Source organism: Nocardioides marmoribigeumensis (assembly GCF_031458325.1).
Taxonomy (GTDB): domain Bacteria; phylum Actinomycetota; class Actinomycetes; order Propionibacteriales; family Nocardioidaceae; genus Marmoricola_A; species Marmoricola_A marmoribigeumensis.
Map to the genome: position 1 here is coordinate 2,391,108 of NZ_JAVDYG010000001.1, position 19,240 is coordinate 2,410,347.

The 19,240-nt window shown below is 71.8% G+C and carries 18 protein-coding genes; 14 read left to right on the top strand and 4 right to left on the bottom strand.

The annotated features are described in order from the left end of the window. Positions 1 to 13: 13 nt before the first annotated feature. From J2S63_RS11430 to J2S63_RS11440, 3 genes are all read left to right on the top strand, one after another. Positions 14 to 2,200 (top strand): 3-hydroxyacyl-CoA dehydrogenase NAD-binding domain-containing protein, encoded by a 2,187-nt coding sequence (locus tag J2S63_RS11430; protein ID WP_310302047.1) that lies wholly within the window; start codon positions 14 to 16, stop codon positions 2,198 to 2,200. A gap of 209 nt (positions 2,201 to 2,409) precedes the next feature. Next, positions 2,410 to 3,126, top strand: a complete 717-nt coding sequence (locus J2S63_RS11435) for an ABC transporter ATP-binding protein (protein WP_310302049.1) — start codon at positions 2,410 to 2,412, stop codon at positions 3,124 to 3,126. Beyond that, the gene (locus J2S63_RS11440) at positions 3,101 to 4,687 is read left to right on the top strand and encodes a hypothetical protein (RefSeq protein ID WP_310302051.1); all 1,587 of its coding nucleotides are present in this window, start codon (positions 3,101 to 3,103) and stop codon (positions 4,685 to 4,687) included. The genes J2S63_RS11435 and J2S63_RS11440 overlap by 26 nt, the downstream gene beginning before the upstream one ends. Positions 4,688 to 4,744: 57 nt before the next feature. Here the strand turns inward: J2S63_RS11440 and J2S63_RS11445 are convergent, their stop codons facing one another. Then, a complete protein-coding gene (locus tag J2S63_RS11445; protein WP_310302054.1) occupies positions 4,745 to 5,260 on the bottom strand; it encodes a hypothetical protein in 516 nt (171 codons plus the stop codon). A 131-nt stretch (positions 5,261 to 5,391) separates the two neighbouring features. Continuing rightward, positions 5,392 to 5,928 carry a hypothetical protein gene (locus J2S63_RS11450; protein WP_310302057.1) on the bottom strand — a complete coding sequence of 179 codons (537 nt, stop codon included), beginning with the start codon at positions 5,926 to 5,928 and terminating at the stop codon, positions 5,392 to 5,394. Positions 5,929 to 6,001: 73 nt separating this feature from the next. On the opposite strand from J2S63_RS11450, the gene J2S63_RS11455 reads away from it, so the two are divergent. Genes J2S63_RS11455 through J2S63_RS11470 form a run of 4 tightly spaced genes read left to right on the top strand, consistent with a single transcriptional unit; the run spans position 6,002 to position 9,366 of the window. Continuing rightward, on the top strand, positions 6,002 to 6,856 hold the full coding sequence (locus J2S63_RS11455; protein ID WP_310302060.1) for an SDR family NAD(P)-dependent oxidoreductase: 855 nt from the start codon (positions 6,002 to 6,004) through the stop codon (positions 6,854 to 6,856). Then, positions 6,853 to 7,935, top strand: coding sequence for a phosphotransferase family protein (locus J2S63_RS11460; protein WP_310302063.1), 1,083 nt, complete (start codon positions 6,853 to 6,855; stop codon positions 7,933 to 7,935). The genes J2S63_RS11455 and J2S63_RS11460 overlap by 4 nt, the downstream gene beginning before the upstream one ends. Then, complete coding sequence (locus tag J2S63_RS11465) at positions 7,932 to 8,585, top strand: histidine phosphatase family protein (RefSeq protein WP_310302065.1); 654 nt, start codon at positions 7,932 to 7,934, stop codon at positions 8,583 to 8,585. Before J2S63_RS11460 ends, J2S63_RS11465 begins: the two co-directional genes overlap by 4 nt. Before the next feature lie 31 nt (positions 8,586 to 8,616). After that, positions 8,617 to 9,366 (top strand): SDR family oxidoreductase, encoded by a 750-nt coding sequence (locus J2S63_RS11470; protein WP_310302067.1) that lies wholly within the window; start codon positions 8,617 to 8,619, stop codon positions 9,364 to 9,366. Positions 9,367 to 9,377: 11 nt separating this feature from the next. On the opposite strand, the gene J2S63_RS11475 is transcribed toward J2S63_RS11470, so the two are convergent. Beyond that, positions 9,378 to 10,010 (bottom strand): TetR family transcriptional regulator, encoded by a 633-nt coding sequence (locus J2S63_RS11475; protein ID WP_310302069.1) that lies wholly within the window; start codon positions 10,008 to 10,010, stop codon positions 9,378 to 9,380. A gap of 228 nt (positions 10,011 to 10,238) precedes the next feature. Here J2S63_RS11475 and J2S63_RS11480 point away from each other — a divergent pair, with 228 nt between their 5' ends. The 3 genes from J2S63_RS11480 (at position 10,239) to J2S63_RS11490 (ending at position 12,944) form a co-directional block, all read left to right on the top strand. Next, entirely contained in the window at positions 10,239 to 11,303 is a 1,065-nt protein-coding gene (locus J2S63_RS11480; RefSeq protein ID WP_310302071.1) for a ferredoxin reductase, read from the top strand. 93 nt (positions 11,304 to 11,396) lie between these two features. Next, positions 11,397 to 12,614, top strand: coding sequence for a fatty acid desaturase family protein (locus tag J2S63_RS11485; protein ID WP_310302074.1), 1,218 nt, complete (start codon positions 11,397 to 11,399; stop codon positions 12,612 to 12,614). A 99-nt stretch (positions 12,615 to 12,713) separates the two neighbouring features. Next, positions 12,714 to 12,944: a hypothetical protein gene (locus J2S63_RS11490; RefSeq protein WP_310302076.1), complete on the top strand. Its 231-nt coding sequence runs from the start codon at positions 12,714 to 12,716 to the stop codon at positions 12,942 to 12,944. On the opposite strand, the gene J2S63_RS11495 is transcribed toward J2S63_RS11490, so the two are convergent. Next, positions 12,936 to 14,486, bottom strand: coding sequence for a sensor histidine kinase (locus J2S63_RS11495; RefSeq protein ID WP_310302078.1), 1,551 nt, complete (start codon positions 14,484 to 14,486; stop codon positions 12,936 to 12,938). The genes J2S63_RS11490 and J2S63_RS11495 overlap by 9 nt on opposite strands. Positions 14,487 to 14,735: 249 nt before the next feature. Here J2S63_RS11495 and J2S63_RS11500 point away from each other — a divergent pair, with 249 nt between their 5' ends. The 4 genes from J2S63_RS11500 (at position 14,736) to J2S63_RS11515 (ending at position 19,190) form a co-directional block, all read left to right on the top strand. Continuing rightward, positions 14,736 to 15,362, top strand: coding sequence for a TetR/AcrR family transcriptional regulator (locus J2S63_RS11500; protein ID WP_310302081.1), 627 nt, complete (start codon positions 14,736 to 14,738; stop codon positions 15,360 to 15,362). After that, positions 15,359 to 16,174, top strand: coding sequence for a TIGR03084 family metal-binding protein (locus J2S63_RS11505; protein WP_310302084.1), 816 nt, complete (start codon positions 15,359 to 15,361; stop codon positions 16,172 to 16,174). The genes J2S63_RS11500 and J2S63_RS11505 overlap by 4 nt, the downstream gene beginning before the upstream one ends. A gap of 68 nt (positions 16,175 to 16,242) precedes the next feature. Beyond that, entirely contained in the window at positions 16,243 to 18,039 is a 1,797-nt protein-coding gene (locus J2S63_RS11510; RefSeq protein WP_310302086.1) for an acyclic terpene utilization AtuA family protein, read from the top strand. Next, positions 18,036 to 19,190 carry an acyl-CoA dehydrogenase family protein gene (locus J2S63_RS11515; RefSeq protein WP_310302088.1) on the top strand — a complete coding sequence of 385 codons (1,155 nt, stop codon included), beginning with the start codon at positions 18,036 to 18,038 and terminating at the stop codon, positions 19,188 to 19,190. Before J2S63_RS11510 ends, J2S63_RS11515 begins: the two co-directional genes overlap by 4 nt. The last annotated feature ends 50 nt before the right edge of the window (positions 19,191 to 19,240 follow it).

A 19,240-nucleotide genomic window follows, 5' to 3' on the forward strand; every position in this document is an offset into this window, starting at 1 on the left:
GGATCTCTCACGCATGACTGACACCAGCGCGGTGCGCTACGAGCGGGACAACGACGGCATCGTCACCCTGACGATGGACGACCCGTCCGCCTCGGCCAACACCATGAACGAGGCCTACAAGGATGCCATGAAGGCGGCCGTGGACCGCCTGCACGACGAGAAGGACGACATCACCGGTGTCGTCCTCACCTCGGCCAAGAAGACCTTCTTCGCCGGCGGCAACCTCAACATGCTGCAGCAGGCCACGAAGGCCGACGCCCAGCGCATGTTCGAGGAGAGCATGGGCATCAAGGCCGACCTGCGTCGCCTGGAGACCCTCGGCAAGCCCGTCGTCGCCGCGATCAACGGCGCTGCCCTCGGCGGTGGCCTCGAGATCGCGCTGGCCACGCACCACCGCATCGCGGCCGAGGGTCGCTACGAGATCGGCCTGCCCGAGGTCACCCTCGGCCTGCTGCCCGGTGGCGGCGGCGTCGCCCGCACCGTGCGCATGCTCGGCCTGCAGACCGCGCTGACCGAGGTGCTCCTCCAGGGCCAGCGCTACAAGCCCGAGCAGGCACGCGAGAAGGGCCTCATCGACGAGATCGTCCCGGCCGACCAGCTGGTCGACGCGGCCAAGAAGTGGATCGCCTCGGTCAAGGACGACGAGACCGCGGCGCAGCAGCCGTGGGACCGCAAGGGCTACAAGATGCCCGGCGGCACCCCGTCCCACCCGGCGCTCGCGCAGATGCTCCCGGTCTTCCCGGCCACGCTGCGCAAGACGCTCAAGGGCGCGGACTACCCCGCCCCCCGCGCGATCATGTCGGCCGCCGTCGAGGGCGCCCAGCTCGACTTCGCGGGCGCGGAGCGCGTCGAGGCGCGCTACTTCGTCGAGCTCGCCACGGGCCAGAACGCCAAGAACATGATCCAGGCGTTCTTCTTCGACCTGCAGGCGATCAACTCCGGCAAGCTGCGTCCGCAGGGCCACGACCAGTACGTCGCCAAGAAGGTCGTCGTCCTCGGCGCCGGCATGATGGGCGCGGGCATCGCCTACGTCTGCGCCAAGGCCGGCATGGAGGTCGTCCTCAAGGACGTCTCGCTCGAGGCCGCCGAGCGCGGCAAGTCGTACTCCCAGAAGATCAACGAGAAGGCCGTCTCGCGCGGCAAGCTCACCCAGGAGAAGTCCGACGAGCTGCTCGGCCGGATCACCCCGACCGACGACCCGCAGGCCGCGGCCGGTGCCGACCTGGTGATCGAGGCCGTCTTCGAGGACCCGTCGCTCAAGGCCAAGGTGTTCGCCGAGATCCTCCCGGTGATCAACTCCGACGCGCTGCTGTGCTCCAACACCTCGACGCTGCCGATCACCGAGCTCGCCGACGGCGTCGACCGTCCCGACGACTTCATCGGCCTGCACTTCTTCTCCCCGGTCGACAAGATGCCGCTGGTCGAGATCATCCGCGGCGAGAAGACCTCCGACGCCGCCACGGCGAAGGCGATCGACGTCGTCCAGCAGATCCGCAAGACCCCGATCGTGGTCAACGACAGCCGCGGCTTCTACACCTCCCGCGTCATCGGCACCCAGATCAACGAGGGCCTGGCGATGCTCGGCGAGGGCGTGCGCCCGATGACCGTCGAGCGTGCGGCGCTGCAGGCCGGCTACCCGGTCGGTCCGCTGCAGATCACCGACGAGCTCAACATGGAGCTCATGGTCAAGATCCGCAACGCCACCAAGGCTGCGGTCGAGCGCGACGGCGGCACCTACACGCCGCACCCGGCCGAGAAGGTCATCGACGCGATGATCGAGGCGGGCCGCCCGAGCAAGCTCAAGGGTGCCGGCTTCTACGAGTACGACGAGTCGGGCAAGCGCGGCAAGCTGTGGACCGGCCTGTCCGAGCTCTTCACGCCGGCCGACGAGCAGCCCGACATCCAGGACTGCAAGGACCGGATGCTGTTCATCGAGTCGATCGAGACGGTCCGCTGCTTCGACGAGGGCGTGCTCAACTCGACCGCCGAGGCCAACATCGGCTCGATCTTCGGCATCGGCTTCCCGGCCAACACCGGCGGCGCGGCGCAGTTCATCAACGGCTACGAAGGCCCCGCCGGCACCGGCACCGCGGCGTTCGTCGCCCGGGCCCGCGAGCTCGCCGCGGCGTACGGCGAGCGCTTCGAGCCCCCGGCCAGCCTGGTCGAGAAGGCCGAGAAGAACGAGCCGTTCACGGTCTGATCGCTGGGGTCCAGTTTCACTAGGGCCCTAGTGAAACTGGCACTCCCCGAGCGAAACTTCGCTCGGGGAGTGCCAGTCCTCCCGCAGGTACGACGGCCGGCGGGCGGGGCGTCCTCCGTCGGGGTGGTCTTTGCCCAAACCGGGCAACTCGTCGCCCGCCGTTTGTCAGACTCGTTGACATGTCCGTCGCGCCCGAAGACGCTGCCGTCATGACCTCGTCCGGCACGGCCGTCGTCGACGTCCACCAGCTCCGGGTGCGCTTCGGCGAGGTGGAGGCCGTGCGGGGGATCAGCTTCGGCGTCGAGCCCGGGGCCGCGACCGCGCTGCTCGGCCGCAACGGCGCCGGCAAGTCCACGACCATGCGCGTGCTGGCCGGGGTCATCCCGCCCACCGAGGGCGAGGTCCGGGTCCACGGCCACGACCTGCGGCGGGACACGATCGCGGTCAAGCGGCTGACCGGCTACTGCCCCGACGTGGGCGGGCTCGTGCCTCGCGCGACGCCCTGGGAGCACCTCCAGCTCGCGGCCCGGCTCCGCCGCCTCGAGGGCTGGGAGGACCGCGCCCGGCGCCTGCTCGAGCGCTTCGACCTCGGCGCCGCCTCGCACCGCGTCACCGCCGGGTTCAGCCACGGCATGGGCCGCCGCATGTCGGTGATCCTCGCGTCGTTCCACGAGCCCGAGGTCCTGCTCCTCGACGAGCCGTTCGACGGCGTCGACCCCCTCGGGGTGGAGGCCACGATGGAGGTCATCGCCGACGCGCGCGCCCGCGGCGCGGCCGTCCTGGTCTCCACCCACCTACGCGAGCTGGCCGTCGACGCGTGCCAGGAGGCGCTGGTGCTCCGCGGCGGCTCGGCGGTCGCCCAGATGCCCGCTTCGGAGATGACCGGGGAGGCAGGTGCGGATGCCTACCGGGCGCTCCTCGACTGACACGGGGGCGCCCCACCTCGAGAGGCCCGCACCGGTCCGCGAGGGCCGCAAGGAGTCGGTCCTGCGCAGCCTGTCCGACACCCGGGCGCTGATCAGCTTCCGCCTGGCCGGCCTGCGCGGCCGCTCGCGCCGCGTCGCGGCGTACGGGCTCGCCCTCATGGTGCTCCTGACCCTCGCCTTCGCGGTCGCGCCCGCGTTCGTCGAGCGCAACACCGCACGCCTGACCGACGTCCTCAGCCTGCTGCCGACGGCGATGGTCGGGATCCTCGTGATCGCCCTGATCTCGGCGGCGGCCTCGGGCGGCGGCCGCGAGCTCATCCCGCGCGACCAGGGCGTCGCCTACCCCGTCACGCCCCTGACCGACCACCTCGGCGCGCTGCTCATGGCGCCGCTCAACACGGCCTGGCTGCTGCAGGCCTGGACGCTGCTCGGCGCCACGGCGTACGTCGTCGGCCCCACCTGGTGGCTGCCGCTCGTGCAGCTCCCGGTGGTGCTGTGGCTGGTGTGCGCGACCACCATCGCCCAGGTGATCGGCTGGGGCATGGAGTGGGTGCGCCGCGGCCGCGGCGGGCCGTGGTCGATCCGTGGGATCGGGGCGGGGTTCGGGCTGGTGCTGGCCTACCTCATCGCCGCCGACCGGCTCGTGCCGCTGCTGCAGGGCAGCCCGACCATCCAGGTGACGATCGCCTCGCTGGCGGCGGCGCGAGGGATCGACGCCAACTACGTCCGCGTGGTCGCCGAGCTCCTCGTCGTCACCGGCGTCGCCGTGGTGGCCGGCGCCTACGTCGCCGCCGCGGTCGTACGACGGCCGGCGCGCGACGAGCTGCGCGTGGAGTCCGCGTCCTACCAGCCCCGCCCGGCACCGGGCTCCGACCTGGTCGCGATGATGCGCACCGACCGGGTCGGCATCTGGCGCTCGGTGCCCCTGCGCCGCGGGCTGGCCGTGCTCGCCGTCATGCCGGGGCTGGTCGCGATCGCCGGCGGACTCGAGTGGGGGATGCTCACGATCCTGCCGGGGCTGGTCGCCTCCGGTGGCGCGCTGCTGTTCGGGGTGAACAGCTGGTGCCTCGACGGGCGCGGAGCGCTGTGGCGCGACAGCCTGCCGGCCTCGCCGCGCCTGGTGTTCACCTCCCGCGTGCTGGTGCTGCTCGAGGTCCTGCTCGCTGCGACCGCGGGGACGATCGTGCTCGCCTCGCTCCGTGCGGGCCTGCCCGACACCGCCGAGCTGGCCGCGGTCCTCGCGGGCTCGCTGGTCGTGTCGGCGCAGGTGGTCTCGGCGTCGCTGCGCTGGTCGGTGCGGCGGCCGTTCCCGGTCGACCTGCGCAGCGCGCGGGCGACCCCCGCGCCGCCGCTGGTGATGGTGGGCTACTCCTCCCGGCTGGCGCTCAGCACGACGTTCGTGGGGCTGTTCTTCGCGGTCCTGGCCCGCACCTCGTGGGAGTGGTCCGTGCTCGCCGCGCTGCCGTTCGTGCTGCTCTCGGCCTACCGGCTGGTCCGCACCTCCAACGTCTGGGCCGACCCGGTCGAGCGCTCGCGCGTGGTGGCCACGGTCGCCTCCTGAGACGCCGGCACCCCCCGACCCGCGGGTGCGGGCTCGAGGGGTGCGGGTCAGGTCAGGTCAGGACGAGGGCTGGATGCACTTGACCAGGTCGGGGCGCAGGTCCTCCTGGATCTGCGAGGACTTGCCCTGGAACGTCAGGGACAGGATCTTCTCGACCCGGTCCTTGGTGAGGACGTCCTTGATGCACTGCTGCTGCTTGTCGCTCATGCCCGACGCGGCCTGCGAGAACTGCTTCTCGATCAGGCCCTCGGCGTCGACGCAGCCGGTGAAGGAGGCGGCCATGGCGTCCGCATCGTCCTTCTTGAGCTTGACGTCGGTGAGCTTGTCGTCGACCTTGAGGTCCTTGTCGAGCAGGCCGTACTTCTTGAGCTGGTCGACGCCGATCTTGTCCACGATGTTGTCGGCCAGGCAGCCGGCCTGCCTGCCGGTGAGGTCGGCGCCCGCGACCTGCTCCTTGAGGATGCTCGCCTTGATGTTCTTGGCCGCGGTCTCGTCGTCGTTGGTGCCGCACCCGGCGAGGAGGCCGGAGGTGGCCACGAGGACCACGACGGGGATGGCGTGCATGAGCTTCACGGGGATGGGGTCCTCCCTGTCGGTCCGCGTCGGGGCTCGACGCGGGCGTGCCAGGGGCTGGCCCCCCGGATCAGGGCCACGATACGCAGGTGACCGGGCGGCCGGCCCGCGCGGCACGGGGCCGCCGGCCCTCAGCCGCGGCAGGCGCCGAGCTGCTCGACGAGACGGGTGTAGGCGGTCGCCCCGGTCTTCTGGAAGCTCTGGGCCAGGATGTCGCGGACCACGTCGGCCGTGACGGCGTCCCGGACGCACGCGGTGATCTTCGCCCGTCTCGCCGCCCTGCTCTTGCCGGCGGGGGCGAGCCGCGCGACGAGCCGGTCCTCGACGATCCTCTCCGCGTCGGAGCACTCGAGGTAGACCCCGGCCAGGGCGTCGGCGTCCTTCGCCGACAGCGGCACCTCGCTGAGCCGCTTCTGCACGTCGAGCCGGTCGTCGAGGATCTGGTAGTCCTGCAGCCTGTCCACGGTGATCGCGTCGACCGCTCCGCGCGCGATGCACGTGGACTGCTCGTCGCTGATCGCGGTGTCGCTCACCATCGAGTTGTTGGCCACGATCTGGGACTTGAGTGCGGCGACCGCCTGCGCCTCGTCGTCGGACCCGCACGACGACAGGCCCGCGGCCGCGACCACCACCGTCGCGACGACGTGCGCGGCTCGTCCAGATCGCATGCGTCTCCCTCGGGTCCGTCCAGCAGCCGGTGGGTCCCGGCGAGCATAGTGGCGCCGACTAGCCTCAGGGCTCATGACGAGCGACACGACCGACCCGACCCCGCCCGCCGATCCGGTGTTCGGTCCCGGCACCCGCGTGCTGGTCACCGGGGCCGCCTCCGGCCTGGGTGCTGCGATCACCGCCGCCGCCCGGGCCCGAGGGGCGCAGGTCCTCGCCACGGACCGCGACGGCGACGACCTGGCCGAGCACGAGGGGGAGGGCATCGCCCGCCTCGACATCACCTCCGACGACGACTGGGCCGCTGCGGTCGCCTGGGTCGAGCGGCGGTGGGGCGCGCTCGACGTGCTGGTCAACAACGCCGGCGTCGCGGGCGGCGGTCGTCTCGACCAGGCCGGCCTCGACGAGTGGCAGTGGCTGTTCGACGTCAACGTCTTCGGCATGGTGCGCGGGGTCCGGGCATTCACCCCGATGCTCAAGCAGCACGGCGGTCACGTGGTCGACGTCGCGTCCCTGGCCGCACTCGTGCACCCGGCCGGCATGGCGTCGTACAACGCGGCGAAGGCGGCCGTCCTCGCCTTCACCGAGACGGTGGGCCACGAGCTGGCGTCGTACGGCGTGACCGCGCACGCGGTGTGCCCGTCGTACTTCCGGACCAACCTGATGGACAGCCTGCGCGGACGCGACACCGCGATCGCCCAGGTGATGAGCCGCCTGGTCACCGACTCCCCGGTGAGCGCCGAGGACGTCGCCGAGGCGGTGCTGGCCGGGGTCGAGGCGGGGGAGGAGCTGATCCTGCCCGACCCGGCCGCCCGCGCGGCCTACCGGATGAAGGTGGACGACCGCTCGGCGTACGACGGGGTCATGCGTCACCAGGCCGCGCGCCTGGAGCAGCTGAGCACGGTCACGACGAGCGAGGAGCAGGCATGAGTAGCGTCCCCGACGGGTCCCGCAGCGTCCGCGAGGAGGACGCCTTCGACGTCGCGGCGGTGACCAGGTGGCTGCAGGACAACGCCTCCGAGGCCGACCGCGCGACGCTCGTCGGCGAGCCGGAGGTGCGCCAGTTCAGCGGCGGGGCCTCCAACCTGACCTACCTGCTGCGCTTTCCCGAGCGTGACCTGATCCTGCGTCGCGCCCCCCGCGGCACCAAGGCCAAGGGCGCCCACGACATGGGCCGGGAGTACTTCATCCAGTCCGCGCTCGAGGGTCACTTCCCCTACGTCGCGCACATGGTCGGCTTCTGCCAGGACGAGTCGGTGCTGGGTGCCGACTTCTACGTCATGGACCGCATCGACGGGATCATCCCCCGCAGCGAGATGCCCCCTGGGGTCGACCTCACGCCCGAGCAGGCGCGCGGCATGTGCCTGTCGATGATCGACACGCTCGTGCGGCTGCACCAGGTGGACTTCGAGGCCGCGGGGCTCGAGCGGCTCAACAAGGGCCGCGGCTACGTCCGCCGCCAGGTCGAGGGCTGGTCGACGCGCTACCGCAACGCCCGCACCGACGACGCCCCCGACTGCGAGGCGACGATGGCCTGGCTCGCCGAGCACCAGCCCGAGGACGTCGCGACCTGCGTGATCCACAACGACTTCAAGCTCGACAACCTCGTCTTCGACACGGACGACCCGACCCAGGTGGTCGGCGTCCTCGACTGGGAGATGGCGACGCTCGGCGACCCGCTGATGGACCTCGGCGGCGACCTCGCCTTCTGGGTCCAGGCCGACGACGAGACGCTCAGCCACTTCCGACGGGTGCCGACGCACCTGCCCGGGATGATGACGCGCGAGGAGATCGTGCAGACCTACTGCGAGCGCATGGGGTTCGACCTCACGCCCGAGCAGTGGCGGTTCTACGAGGTGTTCGGCTACTTCCGGCTCGGGGTGATCGCGCAGCAGATCTACTACCGCTACTTCCACGGGCAGACCACCAACGAGCTGTTCGCGCTGTTCGGGCCCGCGGTCCACCTGGCCGAGCAGCGCATCCGCGAGCTGGGGGTCGGGAGCGCGTGAGCCTGCTGCTGCTGGTCCGCCACGGCCAGGCCTCCTGGGGTGCGGCGGACTACGACAACCTGTCCCCGCTCGGGACCGAGCAGTCCGCGCTGCTCGGCCGGCACCTGGCGTCCCTCGGCGTCGAGCCCGTCCGGCTGTGGGTCGGCGGCATGCGGCGCCACCAGCAGACCGCCGACGCGGCGCGCGAGGCGGCCGGCTGGGCCGTCGAGCCCGAGGTCGACGAGGGCTGGGCGGAGTTCGACCACGTCCGCCTCCTCGAGGCGCACGGTGACGCCCCCGACGCCCACGGCATGCCCATCACCGACTTCAACGTGCTCTTCGACGCCGCCATCCGGCGGTGGACGGGCGGCGAGCACGCCACGGACTACGACGAGCCGTTCTCCGCGTTCAGCGACCGCGTCGACGCCGTCGTACGCCGGGCGGCGGAGCAGCTGGGCAAGGGCGAGACCGGCGTCGTGTTCACCAGCGGGGGGCCGATCGCCTGGGCCGCCTCGCGCCTCCTCGGCGCCGGGACCGAGCAGTGGGGACGTCTCAACCCGGTCCAGGTCAACACCGGCTACTCCCGCCTGGTCACCGGGTCGCGCGGCGTGAGCCTGGTCTCGCTCAACGAGCAGTCCCACCTGACCACCGAGACCCTGACCTACCGATGATCTCGACAAGCTCGATCCACGAGGAGACACGATGAGCAAGACGATCCTGATCACCGGTGCCAGCTCCGGCCTCGGCGCGGAGATGGCCCGGCAGTTCGCTGCCAAGGGCCACGACCTCGCACTGGCCGCGCGGCGGCTGGACAACCTCGAGGCACTCAAGGCCGAGATCCTTGCCGCCCACCCCGACCGTCGGGTCGAGGTGCGGGCGCTCGACGTCACCGACCACGACCAGGTCTTCGAGGTCTTCCGCGGCTTCGCCGAGGACTTCGGCACGATCGACCGCTTCGTGGTCAACGCGGGCCTGGGCAAGGGAGCACCGCTCGGCACCGGCCGGTTCTACGCCAACCGGCAGACCTCCGAGACCAACTTCATCGGCGCGCTCGCCCAGACCGAGGCCGCGGCCGAGATCCTGCGCGAGCAGGGTCACGGCCACTTCGTCATGGTCTCCTCGGTCTCCGCGATGCGGGGGCTGCCGGGCAACGTGACGGCGTACGCCGCGACCAAGGCCGGGGTCGCCCACCTCGCCGAGGGGCTCCGCGCCGACCTGCTGGGGACCCCGATCAAGGTGACCGTGCTCTACCCGGGCTTCATCGAGTCCGAGATGACCTCACGCAACCCCGGCAACAAGATGCTGATCGTCTCGACCGAGGACGGGGTCCGCGCGATGGTGTCGGCGATCGAGAAGGAGAAGGCGTCGGCGGCGGTGCCGCAGTGGCCGTGGGAGCCGCTCGGCTTCGCGCTGAAGCACCTCCCGCTCACGCTGGCCCGTCGCCTCATGTGAGGCGGTGAGGGTCAGTCGGGCCGGGTGGACCGCCAGTTGATGCCGCCGATGACCACCATGCGCAGCTGGGTCTCGGCGGTCGCGACCACGCGGGCGCGCAGGTCGGGGCGGTGGGGCGGCAGCGTGATCAGCTCGACGGCCGTCTCGACCATCGACTTCACGATCAGGTTGGCCAGCGCCTGGAGGTCCTCGCTCGACCACTCCTCGACCCCCGGCAGCCGGGCGACGTCCATCGCGAGCTCGCGCTCGAACAGCCCCAGCTCGTGGCGGATGGCGTCCTGCACGACGACCAGCCCGCCCACGCGCTCGCGGCCGATGAACAGGAAGTGCTCGCGGCGCTCGAGGGTGTGACGGGCCAGGATCGCCACCGAGTCGGCGATGACGCGGTCGATCTGCATCTCGCGCCGCAGGTCGCGCAGCACCTGTCGCAGCGAGGCGAACGACTCCCCGACCAGGGCGACGCCGAGCTCCTCGATGCTGGCGAAGTGGCGGTAGAACGCCGTCGGCACGATGCCGACCTCCTTGGCCACCGAGCGCAGCGACAGCCCGGCCAGGCCGGTCTCGGCGCTCAGGGCCAGTGCGGCGTCCAGGATCGCGCGCCGCGTGGCCTCCTTGCGCTCGCTGCGGGTCGGAGCGGTGGTCACTCGTCGGAGTCTAGGTCGTGCTCCCCGTGGCGGCGGCCCGGGCGCGGCCCCGAGCGCCCGCCCGGAGGGGGGTCGCTTTGGGGTGGTGCGGTTGGTGCACAGGTGTTCCGCGTCACGGCTGAGCGGGAAGTGAGGGGCTGGTGAGCGCGGTCACGGCGGGTTTGGCTTGCCACGGGTCCGGGGGACACTCAGACTGAGTGTACGGATGTTCACTGAAAGGGATTTCTCGTGACACTGACCCAGACTCTTCTCCGGTCGCCGCTGGCGGCCGCCCTGACCACGCCGCACGGCGTCGACCGCTACATCGAGCTGGTCGCGCCGATGGGCGTGGTCGACGAGGTCCGCGCCAAGATCGTCTCGATCCACCGTGAGACCAGCGCCGGCGCCCCCGTGGCCACCCTGACCCTCGAGCCCAACCGCCGCTGGCGCGGCCACCAGGCCGGGCAGTACGTCCAGGTCGGCGTCGAGATCGACGGTCGGCGGCGCACCCGCTGCTTCTCGGTCTCCTCCGCCGAGTCCAAGCCCGGCGACCTGATCACCCTGACCATGCGGGCCAACCCCGACGGCCTCGTCTCGCGCCACCTGGTCGAGGACGCGCGCGTCGGCGACGTGCTGTTCCTGTCGCAGGCGCAGGGCGAGTTCACGATCCCCAACCCCCTGCCCGCCTCGGTCCTGCTCATCTCCGGCGGGTCCGGGATCACCCCGGTGATGTCGATCCTGCGCACCCTGCTGCGCCGGGGGTACGGCGGCACGATCCACTTCGTGCACTACGCCCAGTCCCCGGACCACCAGATCTACGAGGCCGAGCTGCGCGACCTGCCGCCCAACGTCAAGGTCCGCCTGCTCTACCCGGAGTGCGGCGACCCGGCGTACACCACCGAGGAGCTGCGCGGCCTCGTGCCGGACCACGCCGAGCTCGACACCTGGGCCTGTGGCCCCGCCGGCCTGATCGAGCTGGTGCAGGAGACCTACGCCGACAGCGACCGGCTCAAGGTCGAGTACTTCAAGACCTCCACCAAGCCCGCCTCCGACGTGGTGGCGGAAGGAGCCACGTCCTTCGCGGTCTCCGGCAAGGAGTCGGCCAACGAGGGCGTGCCGCTGCTCGAGCAGGCCGAGGCGCTCGGCCTGAGCCCGGAGTACGGCTGCCGCATGGGCATCTGCATGTCGTGCACCTCGCGCAAGACCGAGGGCACCGTCCGCAACGTGATGACCGGCGCCGTCTCCGACGAGCCCGACGAGGACATCCAGATCTGTGTCAGCGCCGCCGTCGGCGACTGCACCGTCCAGCTCTGACCCGATCCACACCGATCCACCGATCCACCGATCCACTTCGCGAGGTTTCGAGGCTCGCTCCGCTCGCACCTCAACCAGCAAAGGAGATTCTCCATGACCATCAAGCTCAGCCCCGAGCAGCTCGAGGCGTTCGGCCAGGAGCTCGACGAGCTCCGCAACCGCACCATGGCCGACCTCGGCCAGGCCGACGCCGACTACCTGCGCAGCGTGATCAAGGCCCAGCGCGCCTTCGAGGGCGCCGGACGCGCGCTGTTCTACCTGCCCCCGGCCTGGCCGCTCGCGGTCGCCGCGCTCTCCGTGTCGAAGATCCTCGACAACATGGAGATCGGCCACAACGTGATGCACGGCCAGTACGACTGGATGGGCGACCCGCAGCTCAACTCGCGGATGTACGAGTGGGACACCGTGTGCCCCAGCGAGCAGTGGAAGTACTCCCACAACTACATCCACCACACCTACACCAACATCCTCGGCAAGGACCGGGACATCGGCTACGGCATCCTGCGCATGGACAAGGACCAGCAGTGGCGGCCGAACCACCTGCTCAACCCGGTCAACGCCTTCCTGCTCATGGTCTTCTTCCAGTGGGGCGTGCTGCTGCACGACCTGGAGGTCGAGGAGATCGCCGCCGGCCGTCGCACCTGGGGTGACACCAAGCACCTGCACCGCGGCATGATCCGCAAGGTCCGCCGCCAGGTGCTCAAGGACTACGTGCTGTTCCCGCTGCTGACGGGGCCGTTCGCGCCGCTGACCCTGGCGGGCAACGTGGGCGCCAACCTGATGCGCAACCTGTGGACGTTCAGCATCATCTTCTGCGGCCACTTCCCGGCCGGCGTGGAGAGCTTCTCCATCGAGGAGACCGAGGGCGAGAGCCGCGGCGGGTGGTACTACCGCCAGATGCTCGGCTCGGCCAACATCACCGGCAGCCCGCTCTTCCACATCATGAGCGGCAACCTGTCGCACCAGATCGAGCACCACCTCTTCCCGGACATGCCGGCCGCGCGCTACCCGACGATCGCGCCCGAGGTGAAGGCGATCGCCGACAAGTACGGCCTGGAGTACAACTCCAAGTCGCTGAGCAAGCAGCTCGGCAGCGTCTACGTGAAGATCGCCAAGCTGGCCCTGCCGGACAGCATGGAGGACCTGCGCCGCGGGTTGCGCCTGCCGTTCCTCGGCCGTCGCAAGGCCACCCCGGCCACGCCTCCCACGCCCACCTCGGACGCAGCCGAGGTCGCGGCGACCTTCCCGCGGGTCGACGTGGAGTCGGCCGTGCAGGACGCCGACCCCGGTCTCGTGGGAGCCGGCGTCTGAGGTCTCGTACGACGACCAGTGCGACACTGGGCCGGCCGGACCGCACCCGTGGAGGGTGTGGCCCGGCCGGAGCCGTGACGGAGACGTGAGAGGTCCACGATGAGGGAACGACTCAGCAAGGCGGAGATCACCAAGGACGCCCTGCAGTCCACGGTGAGTGCCGGTGCGGAGACCGTGGCGGAGGTGACCACCGTGGTGGTCCACGCGGTCCGCGACGTGGTCAACGCCGTCGGCGGGTTCGCCACCGAGGTCTTCGAGATCCGCGAGGCTGCCCGGCGCGCGCGCGTCGAGAGCGAGGTCCCCGCGGAGGTCGAGACCAACTCAGAGTGACGGTGGGAGCGGCATGTCCCACCTCAGGGTCGTGCCCTCCCCGATCTCGGACTCGACGGTGAAGGTCCCGCCGTGGGCGCGGGCGCGCTCGCTGAGGTTCTCCAGCCCGCTGCGCCGTTCGCTCTGGATGCCGATGCCGTCGTCGCTGACGGTGACGACCACGCGCCCGTCCGCCACCCGGACGGTGAGGGAGACCGCCGCGGCCTTGGCGTGACGCACGATGTTGGACATCGCCTCCCGCAGGCTCAGGGCGAGGTCGGCGGCCAGCGGTCCCGTCACGCGGCGGGCCGCGGCGTCCATGCTCAGCTCCGGGGCGAAGCCGAGCAGTGTCGACGTCTCGCTGACGATGCCGGTGAACAGCTGGTCGAGGCGGTCCGCGGCGGTGCTCCGCAGCACGAGGATCGTGTTGCGGATCTGGCGGATCGTCTGGTCGATGGAGATGATCGCGTCGTCCACCTGGGCGCGGGTCTTGCCGGTGAGGTCCGGGGCCGCCTGGGAGAGGTAGAGGCCCGTGGCGAAGAGGCGCTGCACGACGTTGTCGTGCAGGTCGCGCGCGATGCGGTTGCGCTCCTCGAGCAGCCGCAGCTGCTCGCGTGCCTCACGCGCCGCGGTCAGCTCGATCGCGAGGGCTGCTGTGCTGGCGAAGGCCTCGGCCGTGTGCATGTGGGAGAGGCTGAAGGTGCGTGCGCCGGCGCGGCGCACCATGACGATCACCCCGAGCACCTCGTGCGCCCCGTGCAGCGGGACCGCCAGGGTCGGACCGACGGCGAGGTCGCCGAGCTGGGCGAAGCGCGTCGAGTCGCTGCTGCCGAGGTCGGCCAGCAGCACCGGCTCGCCGGTGCGCAGCACGTGGTCGCTGACGGTGTTGGCGCGCGGCTGGACGGTGCCCATCAGGTGCTCGGCCCCCGCGCCGTTGACGTAGCGCATCTCGACGCGGTCCTCGTCGCGCGCGATCATCACGGTCACGCCGTCGGCGTTGGCCAGCTCGAGGGCACGGTCCGCGATGAGCGCGAGCGGGTCCTCCACGTCGGGGCTCAGCACCTGGGCGGTCAGCTCCGCGGAGGCCCGCATCCACCGCTGGGAGCGCTCCGCCTCACGCAGGCGCACGCCGTGCTCGACGGCGGGGGCGACGGTCTGGCAGAAGAACTCGAGGACCGCGCGGTCCTCGTCGGTGAACGCCGGCTCCGTCCTCGGGCGCGAGAGGCACACGGCCCCGAAGACGGTCTCGTCGGCGACCAGGCTCAGCCCGAGGCGGTGGCGCGAGGGGTCGGAGAGGTCGAGCACATCAGGGCTGCCGAGCACCCGGTCGCGCACCGCGTCGTCGAGGAGGGGGATGTCCTCGTCGGGGGTCGTGCCGGCCAGGTCGACGTGACGGACCAGGGGCTCGGCCATCTGGTCCACGACCGCGACCGTCACCCCGGAGGCGTCGAGGAGCTCGCCGAGGGTGCCGGCCATGTCGTCGAGCTTCACCTCCAGCGCGACGTCTCCGCTGAGGAAGTGAGGGACCTGACGGAGGATCCGGCGCAGGCGAGCGTCGCGCACGAGGGCTTCCATCCGACTCTTTCTGCACGGGGCCGCCCGGGGGCTGGACGGCGTTGACGGGTGGGTTCGGGGTCCATCGTGCCAGTCCCCGTTCGGGGACGCCGAGAGTTGCAGGATCGGTCCGTTTTCAGTCCGTTCGGTCTACCAGGGGGTGACCGACCCGGCAAGGCGGCGCTCCGTGCAGCGTCGGACCCGCCGCAGAAAGAATCAGTCTTGACTGTTTGTGGGTCTCGTGGTCGGGTGGTCCCCGTGACCACCTCGGCCCGTCGGGCGCCCGCCCGGGTCCCCCAGGAGGAGCGCAGCCGCGCCATGCGGTCCCGCCTGCTGGTGGCGACCGTCGAGTGCCTGGTCGAGCACGGCTGGGCCGGTACGTCGACCACGCTGGTCTCCCAGCGTGCGGGCGTGAGCCGCGGGGCCCAGCTCCACCACTTCCCGACCAAGAACGACCTGGTCCTCGCCGCGGTCGAGCACGTCACGCTGGCCCGCGAGGACGACCTGGTCGGTCTCGTCCGAGCCGGCGCGGGCCGCACCCGGGCGGTGCTGGCCGCCCTCGCCGAGCTCTACACCGGCCCCCTGTTCACCGCCGCCCTCGAGCTGTGGGTCGCCGCGCGCACCGACCCGGCCCTCCACGAGGCCGTCGTCGAGCTCGAGGCCCGGGTGGGACGCGACGCCCACCGCCGCACGGTCGAGGCGCTCGGCATCGACGAGGCCGCGCCCGGCAACCGCGAGCTCGTGCAGGCCACCCTCGACCTGGTCCGGGGCCTCGGCCTCGCGACCACCCTGACCGACGACGCCGGCCGCCGCGCCCACATCCTCGACCGCTGGGCGGCCGTCCTCGACGCCGAGCTGGTCCGACCCGAAGGAGTCCTCCCGTGACCGATCCGCGCACGCTGGGCGTGCTGACCGACCTGGCCCAGGAGGGCGACTGGCTGGAGAGCCTGGTCGTGGACCTGCCCGACGAGGGCTGGCGCAGGGCCACGCCCGCCGATGGCTGGGACGTCGCGACGACGATCGCGCACCTGGCATGGACCGACGAGGTCGCGGTGCTCGCGGCCGGTGCCGCGGCCGGCGAGGAGGGCAAGTCGGCGTGGGACGCGGTCGTCCTGGAGGCGATCGGCGACCCGGAGGGGTTCGTCGACGCGCAGGCCCTGGAGGGCGGCCGCGCGACGCCTGCGGACCTGCTCGCCCGGTGGAGGCACGCCCGCCAGGAGCTCGCCCGCGTGCTGAGCGACGTGCCCGCCGGGACGAAGATGCCGTGGTTCGGACCGCCGATGAGCCCCACGTCGATGGCGACCGCGCGCTACATGGAGACCTGGGCGCACGCGTTCGACGTCGCGGACGCCCTGGGGGTCACCGTCGAGCCGCACGACCGCGTGCGCCACGTCGTCCACCTCGGCGTGCGCACCCGTGACTTCGCCTACGCCAACCGAGGTGAGACCCCGCCCGGCGAGGAGTTCGCCGTGGTGCTGCAGGCCCCCTCGGGAGACACCTGGGCCTACGGTCCCGAGGACGCCGCGCAGCGCGTGACCGGCTCGGCGTGGGACTTCGCGCGGCTGGTGACCCAGCGCGCCCACCGCGAGGACCTCGACGTCCGTGCCGAGGGCCCCGACGCCGACCACTGGCTCGACATCGCCCAGGCCTTCGCCGGGCCGTCCGGCGAGGGACGCTCGCCCGGGGCATCGGCATGACAGCGAGCGGAGCGAGCCACAGGGTCACGCCTGGCTCTGCCGCCGAGCGGAGCGAAGGCGGTGGAGGCGTGACGCTGCGCGTCGGCAACTGCTCCGGGTTCTACGGCGACCGCCTCACCGCGATGCGGGAGATGCTCGAGGGCGGCCCGCTCGACGTGCTCACCGGTGACTACCTGGCCGAGCTCACCATGCTCATCCTCGGCCGCGACCAGCTGAAGGACCCCTCGCTCGGCTACGCCCGCACCTTCCTCAAGCAGGCCGCGGACTGTCTCGCCCTGGCGAAGGAGAAGGACGTCCGCATCGTCAGCAACGCCGGCGGCCTCAACCCCGCCGGGCTGGCCGAGGCGTTGCGCAAGGTCGCCGCCGACCAGGGCCTCGACGTCACGGTCGCCCACGTCGACGGCGACGGGCTGATGGGTCGCGACGACCTCGACCTGCCCGAGGGTGCGCTCACCGCCAACGCCTACCTCGGCGCGTTCGGCATCGCGGCCGCGCTCTCCGCCGGCGCGGACGTGGTCGTGACCGGGCGGGTCACCGACGCCTCGGTGGTCGTCGGGCCGGCCATCTGGCACTTCGGCTGGGGCCGCGAGGACCTCGACCAGCTCGCCGGCGCGGTGGTCGCGGGCCACGTGATCGAGTGCGGGGCCCAGGCGACCGGCGGCAACTTCAGCGGCTTCCGCGAGCTGGTCGCCTCCGGCCGCGGCCACCTGCCGCTCGGCTTCCCGCTCGCCGAGATCGACGCGGACGGCTCGTGCGTGATCACCAAGCACCCCGGCACCGGCGGCATCGTCACCACCGACACCGTGACCGCGCAGCTGGTCTACGAGATCCAGTCCGCGCGTTACCTCGGCCCCGACGTGACCGTCCGGCTCGACACGGTCGCGCTGTCGGACGACGGCGAGGACCGGGTCCGCATCTCCGGGGTCCGGGGCGAGGCGCCCCCGGACACGCTCAAGGTCTGCGTCAACCAGCTCGGCGGCTTCCGCAACCAGATGGAGCTCGTCCTCACCGGCCTCGAGATCGAGGACAAGGCCGCCTGGGTGCGCGCCCAGGTGGAGGCCGCGCTCCGTGTGCGGCCCGCCGAGATGGACTGGTCGCTGGCCCGGACCGACCACCCCGACGCCTCGACCGAGGAGGCCGCGTCCGCCCGCCTGCGGTGCGTGGTGCGCGACCCGTCGGGCGACGTGGTCGGCAAGGGGTTCACCGGTCCGCTGATCGAGCTGGCGCTGGCGTCCTACCCCGGCTTCACCGCCACCACCCCGCCCACCCCCGCCACGCCGTACGCCGTCTATCGCGCGGCCTACGTGCCGCAGTCCGCCGTGACCCACACGGTGCACCTGCCCTCGGGGTCTGTTGTCACTGTGGAACCCCCGGTGGTCACGTCTGGCGGGGACGACGCCGCCGCCGCGGGCAACCACCCCCTCCGCTCCTTCGTCGCTCCGGGGGGGCCAGTCCCATCCACGCCCTCGGCGGCGGCGCCGTCCCCGCCCGGCGCCGACGCTGCGGACTCCGCGGGGTCGACCACTCGCGCTCCTCTCGGCTCGTTCGTCCATGCGCGTTCGGGGGACAAGGGCGGGGACGCGAACCTCGGGCTGTGGGTCTCCGCATCCGACCCGAAGGCGCAGGCACGTGCCGAGTGGCTGCTCGCGACGGTGACCCCGGAGTGGGTGCGCGGGCTGCTGCCGGAGGCCGCTGACCTGGAGGTGGACGTCGTCCCCCTCCCCAACCTGCACGGCGTCAACGTCGTGCTCCACGGACTGCTCGGCCTGGGAGTGGCGGCGAGCAGCCGCTTCGACCCGCAGGCCAAGGGACTGGGCGAGTGGGCCCGGTCCCGTCACGTCGACATCCCCGAGGAGCTGGTGTGAGTTTCTGGTCAGAGGAACAAGAAGCGCTGCGCGAGACGTGCCGACGCTTCACCGAGCGTGAGATCGTCCCGCACCTCGCAGAGTGGGAGGAGGCCCAGGCGCTGCCGCGCGAGCTGCACGTCGCGGCCGCCAAGCACGGGCTGCTCGGCGTCTCGTTCCCCGAGGAGGTCGGCGGACAGGGCGGCGGCCTGCTCGACTCGGTGGCGCTGACCGAGTCGATGATGGAGGCCGGCGCGTCCGGCGGGGTCATGGCGAGCCTGTTCACCCACGGCATCGCGCTGCCGCACATCGTCCACTCCGGCAACCAGGACCTGATCGACCGCTTCGTGCGGCCGACGCTCGCCGGCGAGCTCATCGGGTCGCTGGCGATCACCGAGCCCGACGGCGGGTCCGACGTCGCCGGCATCCGCACCAAGGCGCAGCGCGACGGCGACCACTACGTCGTCGACGGCGCCAAGACGTTCATCACCTCCGGCACCCGCGCCGACTTCGTCACCACCGCGGTGCGCACGGGCGGCCCGGGTCACGGCGGCATCAGCCTGCTCGTGGTCGAGAAGGGCACACCCGGCTTCGAGGTCACCCGCAAGCTGGAGAAGCTCGGCTGGCACTGCTCCGACACCGCCGAGCTCTCCTACGCCGATGCCCGCGTCCCGGTCGAGAACCTCGTGGGTGACGAGGGCTCGGGCTTCGTCCAGATCGCGATGGCGTTCGTCACCGAGCGGGTCAGCCTCGCGGTGCAGGGCTACTCGACCGCCGCCCGCTGCCTCGCGCTGACCGTGGACCACGCCACGCAGCGCGAGACCTTTGGCACGCCGCTGATCCAGCGTCAGGCCGTGCGGCACAAGCTCGTCGAGATGCACCGGCGGGTCGAGGCCGCGCGGGTCTACACCCGTGAGGTCGCCCGGAGGTACGACGCCGGGGAGCAGCCGCTCGTCGAGGCGCTGCACGCCAAGCGGCTCGGGGTCGACGCCGCGTCGTACGCCGTGGAGGAGGCCGTCCAGATCCACGGCGGCACGGGCTACATGAAGGGGACCGAGGTGGAGATGCATTACCGCGACGCACGCATCCTGGGCATCGGCGGCGGCGCCAACGAGGTCCTCGACGACCTCGCCGCCAAGCTGCTGGGCTACTCGGCGGGGAGCAGCCGGTGACCGCGACGGAGCAGGAGAAGCCCGCAGCGGAGCCGATCAGTCGGCGCGAG

What these genes read in the sequence shown, in the direction of transcription:
- J2S63_RS11430 (WP_310302047.1), top strand. Translation starts at nt 14, where the DNA reads ATGACTGACACCAGCGCGGTGCGCTACGAGCGGGACAACGACGGCATC.
- J2S63_RS11435 (WP_310302049.1), top strand. Translation starts at nt 2,410, where the DNA reads ATGACCTCGTCCGGCACGGCCGTCGTCGACGTCCACCAGCTCCGGGTG.
- J2S63_RS11440 (WP_310302051.1), top strand. Translation starts at nt 3,101, where the DNA reads ATGCCTACCGGGCGCTCCTCGACTGACACGGGGGCGCCCCACCTCGAG.
- J2S63_RS11450 (WP_310302057.1), bottom strand. Translation starts at nt 5,928, where the DNA reads ATGCGATCTGGACGAGCCGCGCACGTCGTCGCGACGGTGGTGGTCGCG.
- J2S63_RS11455 (WP_310302060.1), top strand. Translation starts at nt 6,002, where the DNA reads ATGACGAGCGACACGACCGACCCGACCCCGCCCGCCGATCCGGTGTTC.
- J2S63_RS11460 (WP_310302063.1), top strand. Translation starts at nt 6,853, where the DNA reads ATGAGTAGCGTCCCCGACGGGTCCCGCAGCGTCCGCGAGGAGGACGCC.
- J2S63_RS11470 (WP_310302067.1), top strand. Translation starts at nt 8,617, where the DNA reads ATGAGCAAGACGATCCTGATCACCGGTGCCAGCTCCGGCCTCGGCGCG.
- J2S63_RS11485 (WP_310302074.1), top strand. Translation starts at nt 11,397, where the DNA reads ATGACCATCAAGCTCAGCCCCGAGCAGCTCGAGGCGTTCGGCCAGGAG.
- J2S63_RS11490 (WP_310302076.1), top strand. Translation starts at nt 12,714, where the DNA reads ATGAGGGAACGACTCAGCAAGGCGGAGATCACCAAGGACGCCCTGCAG.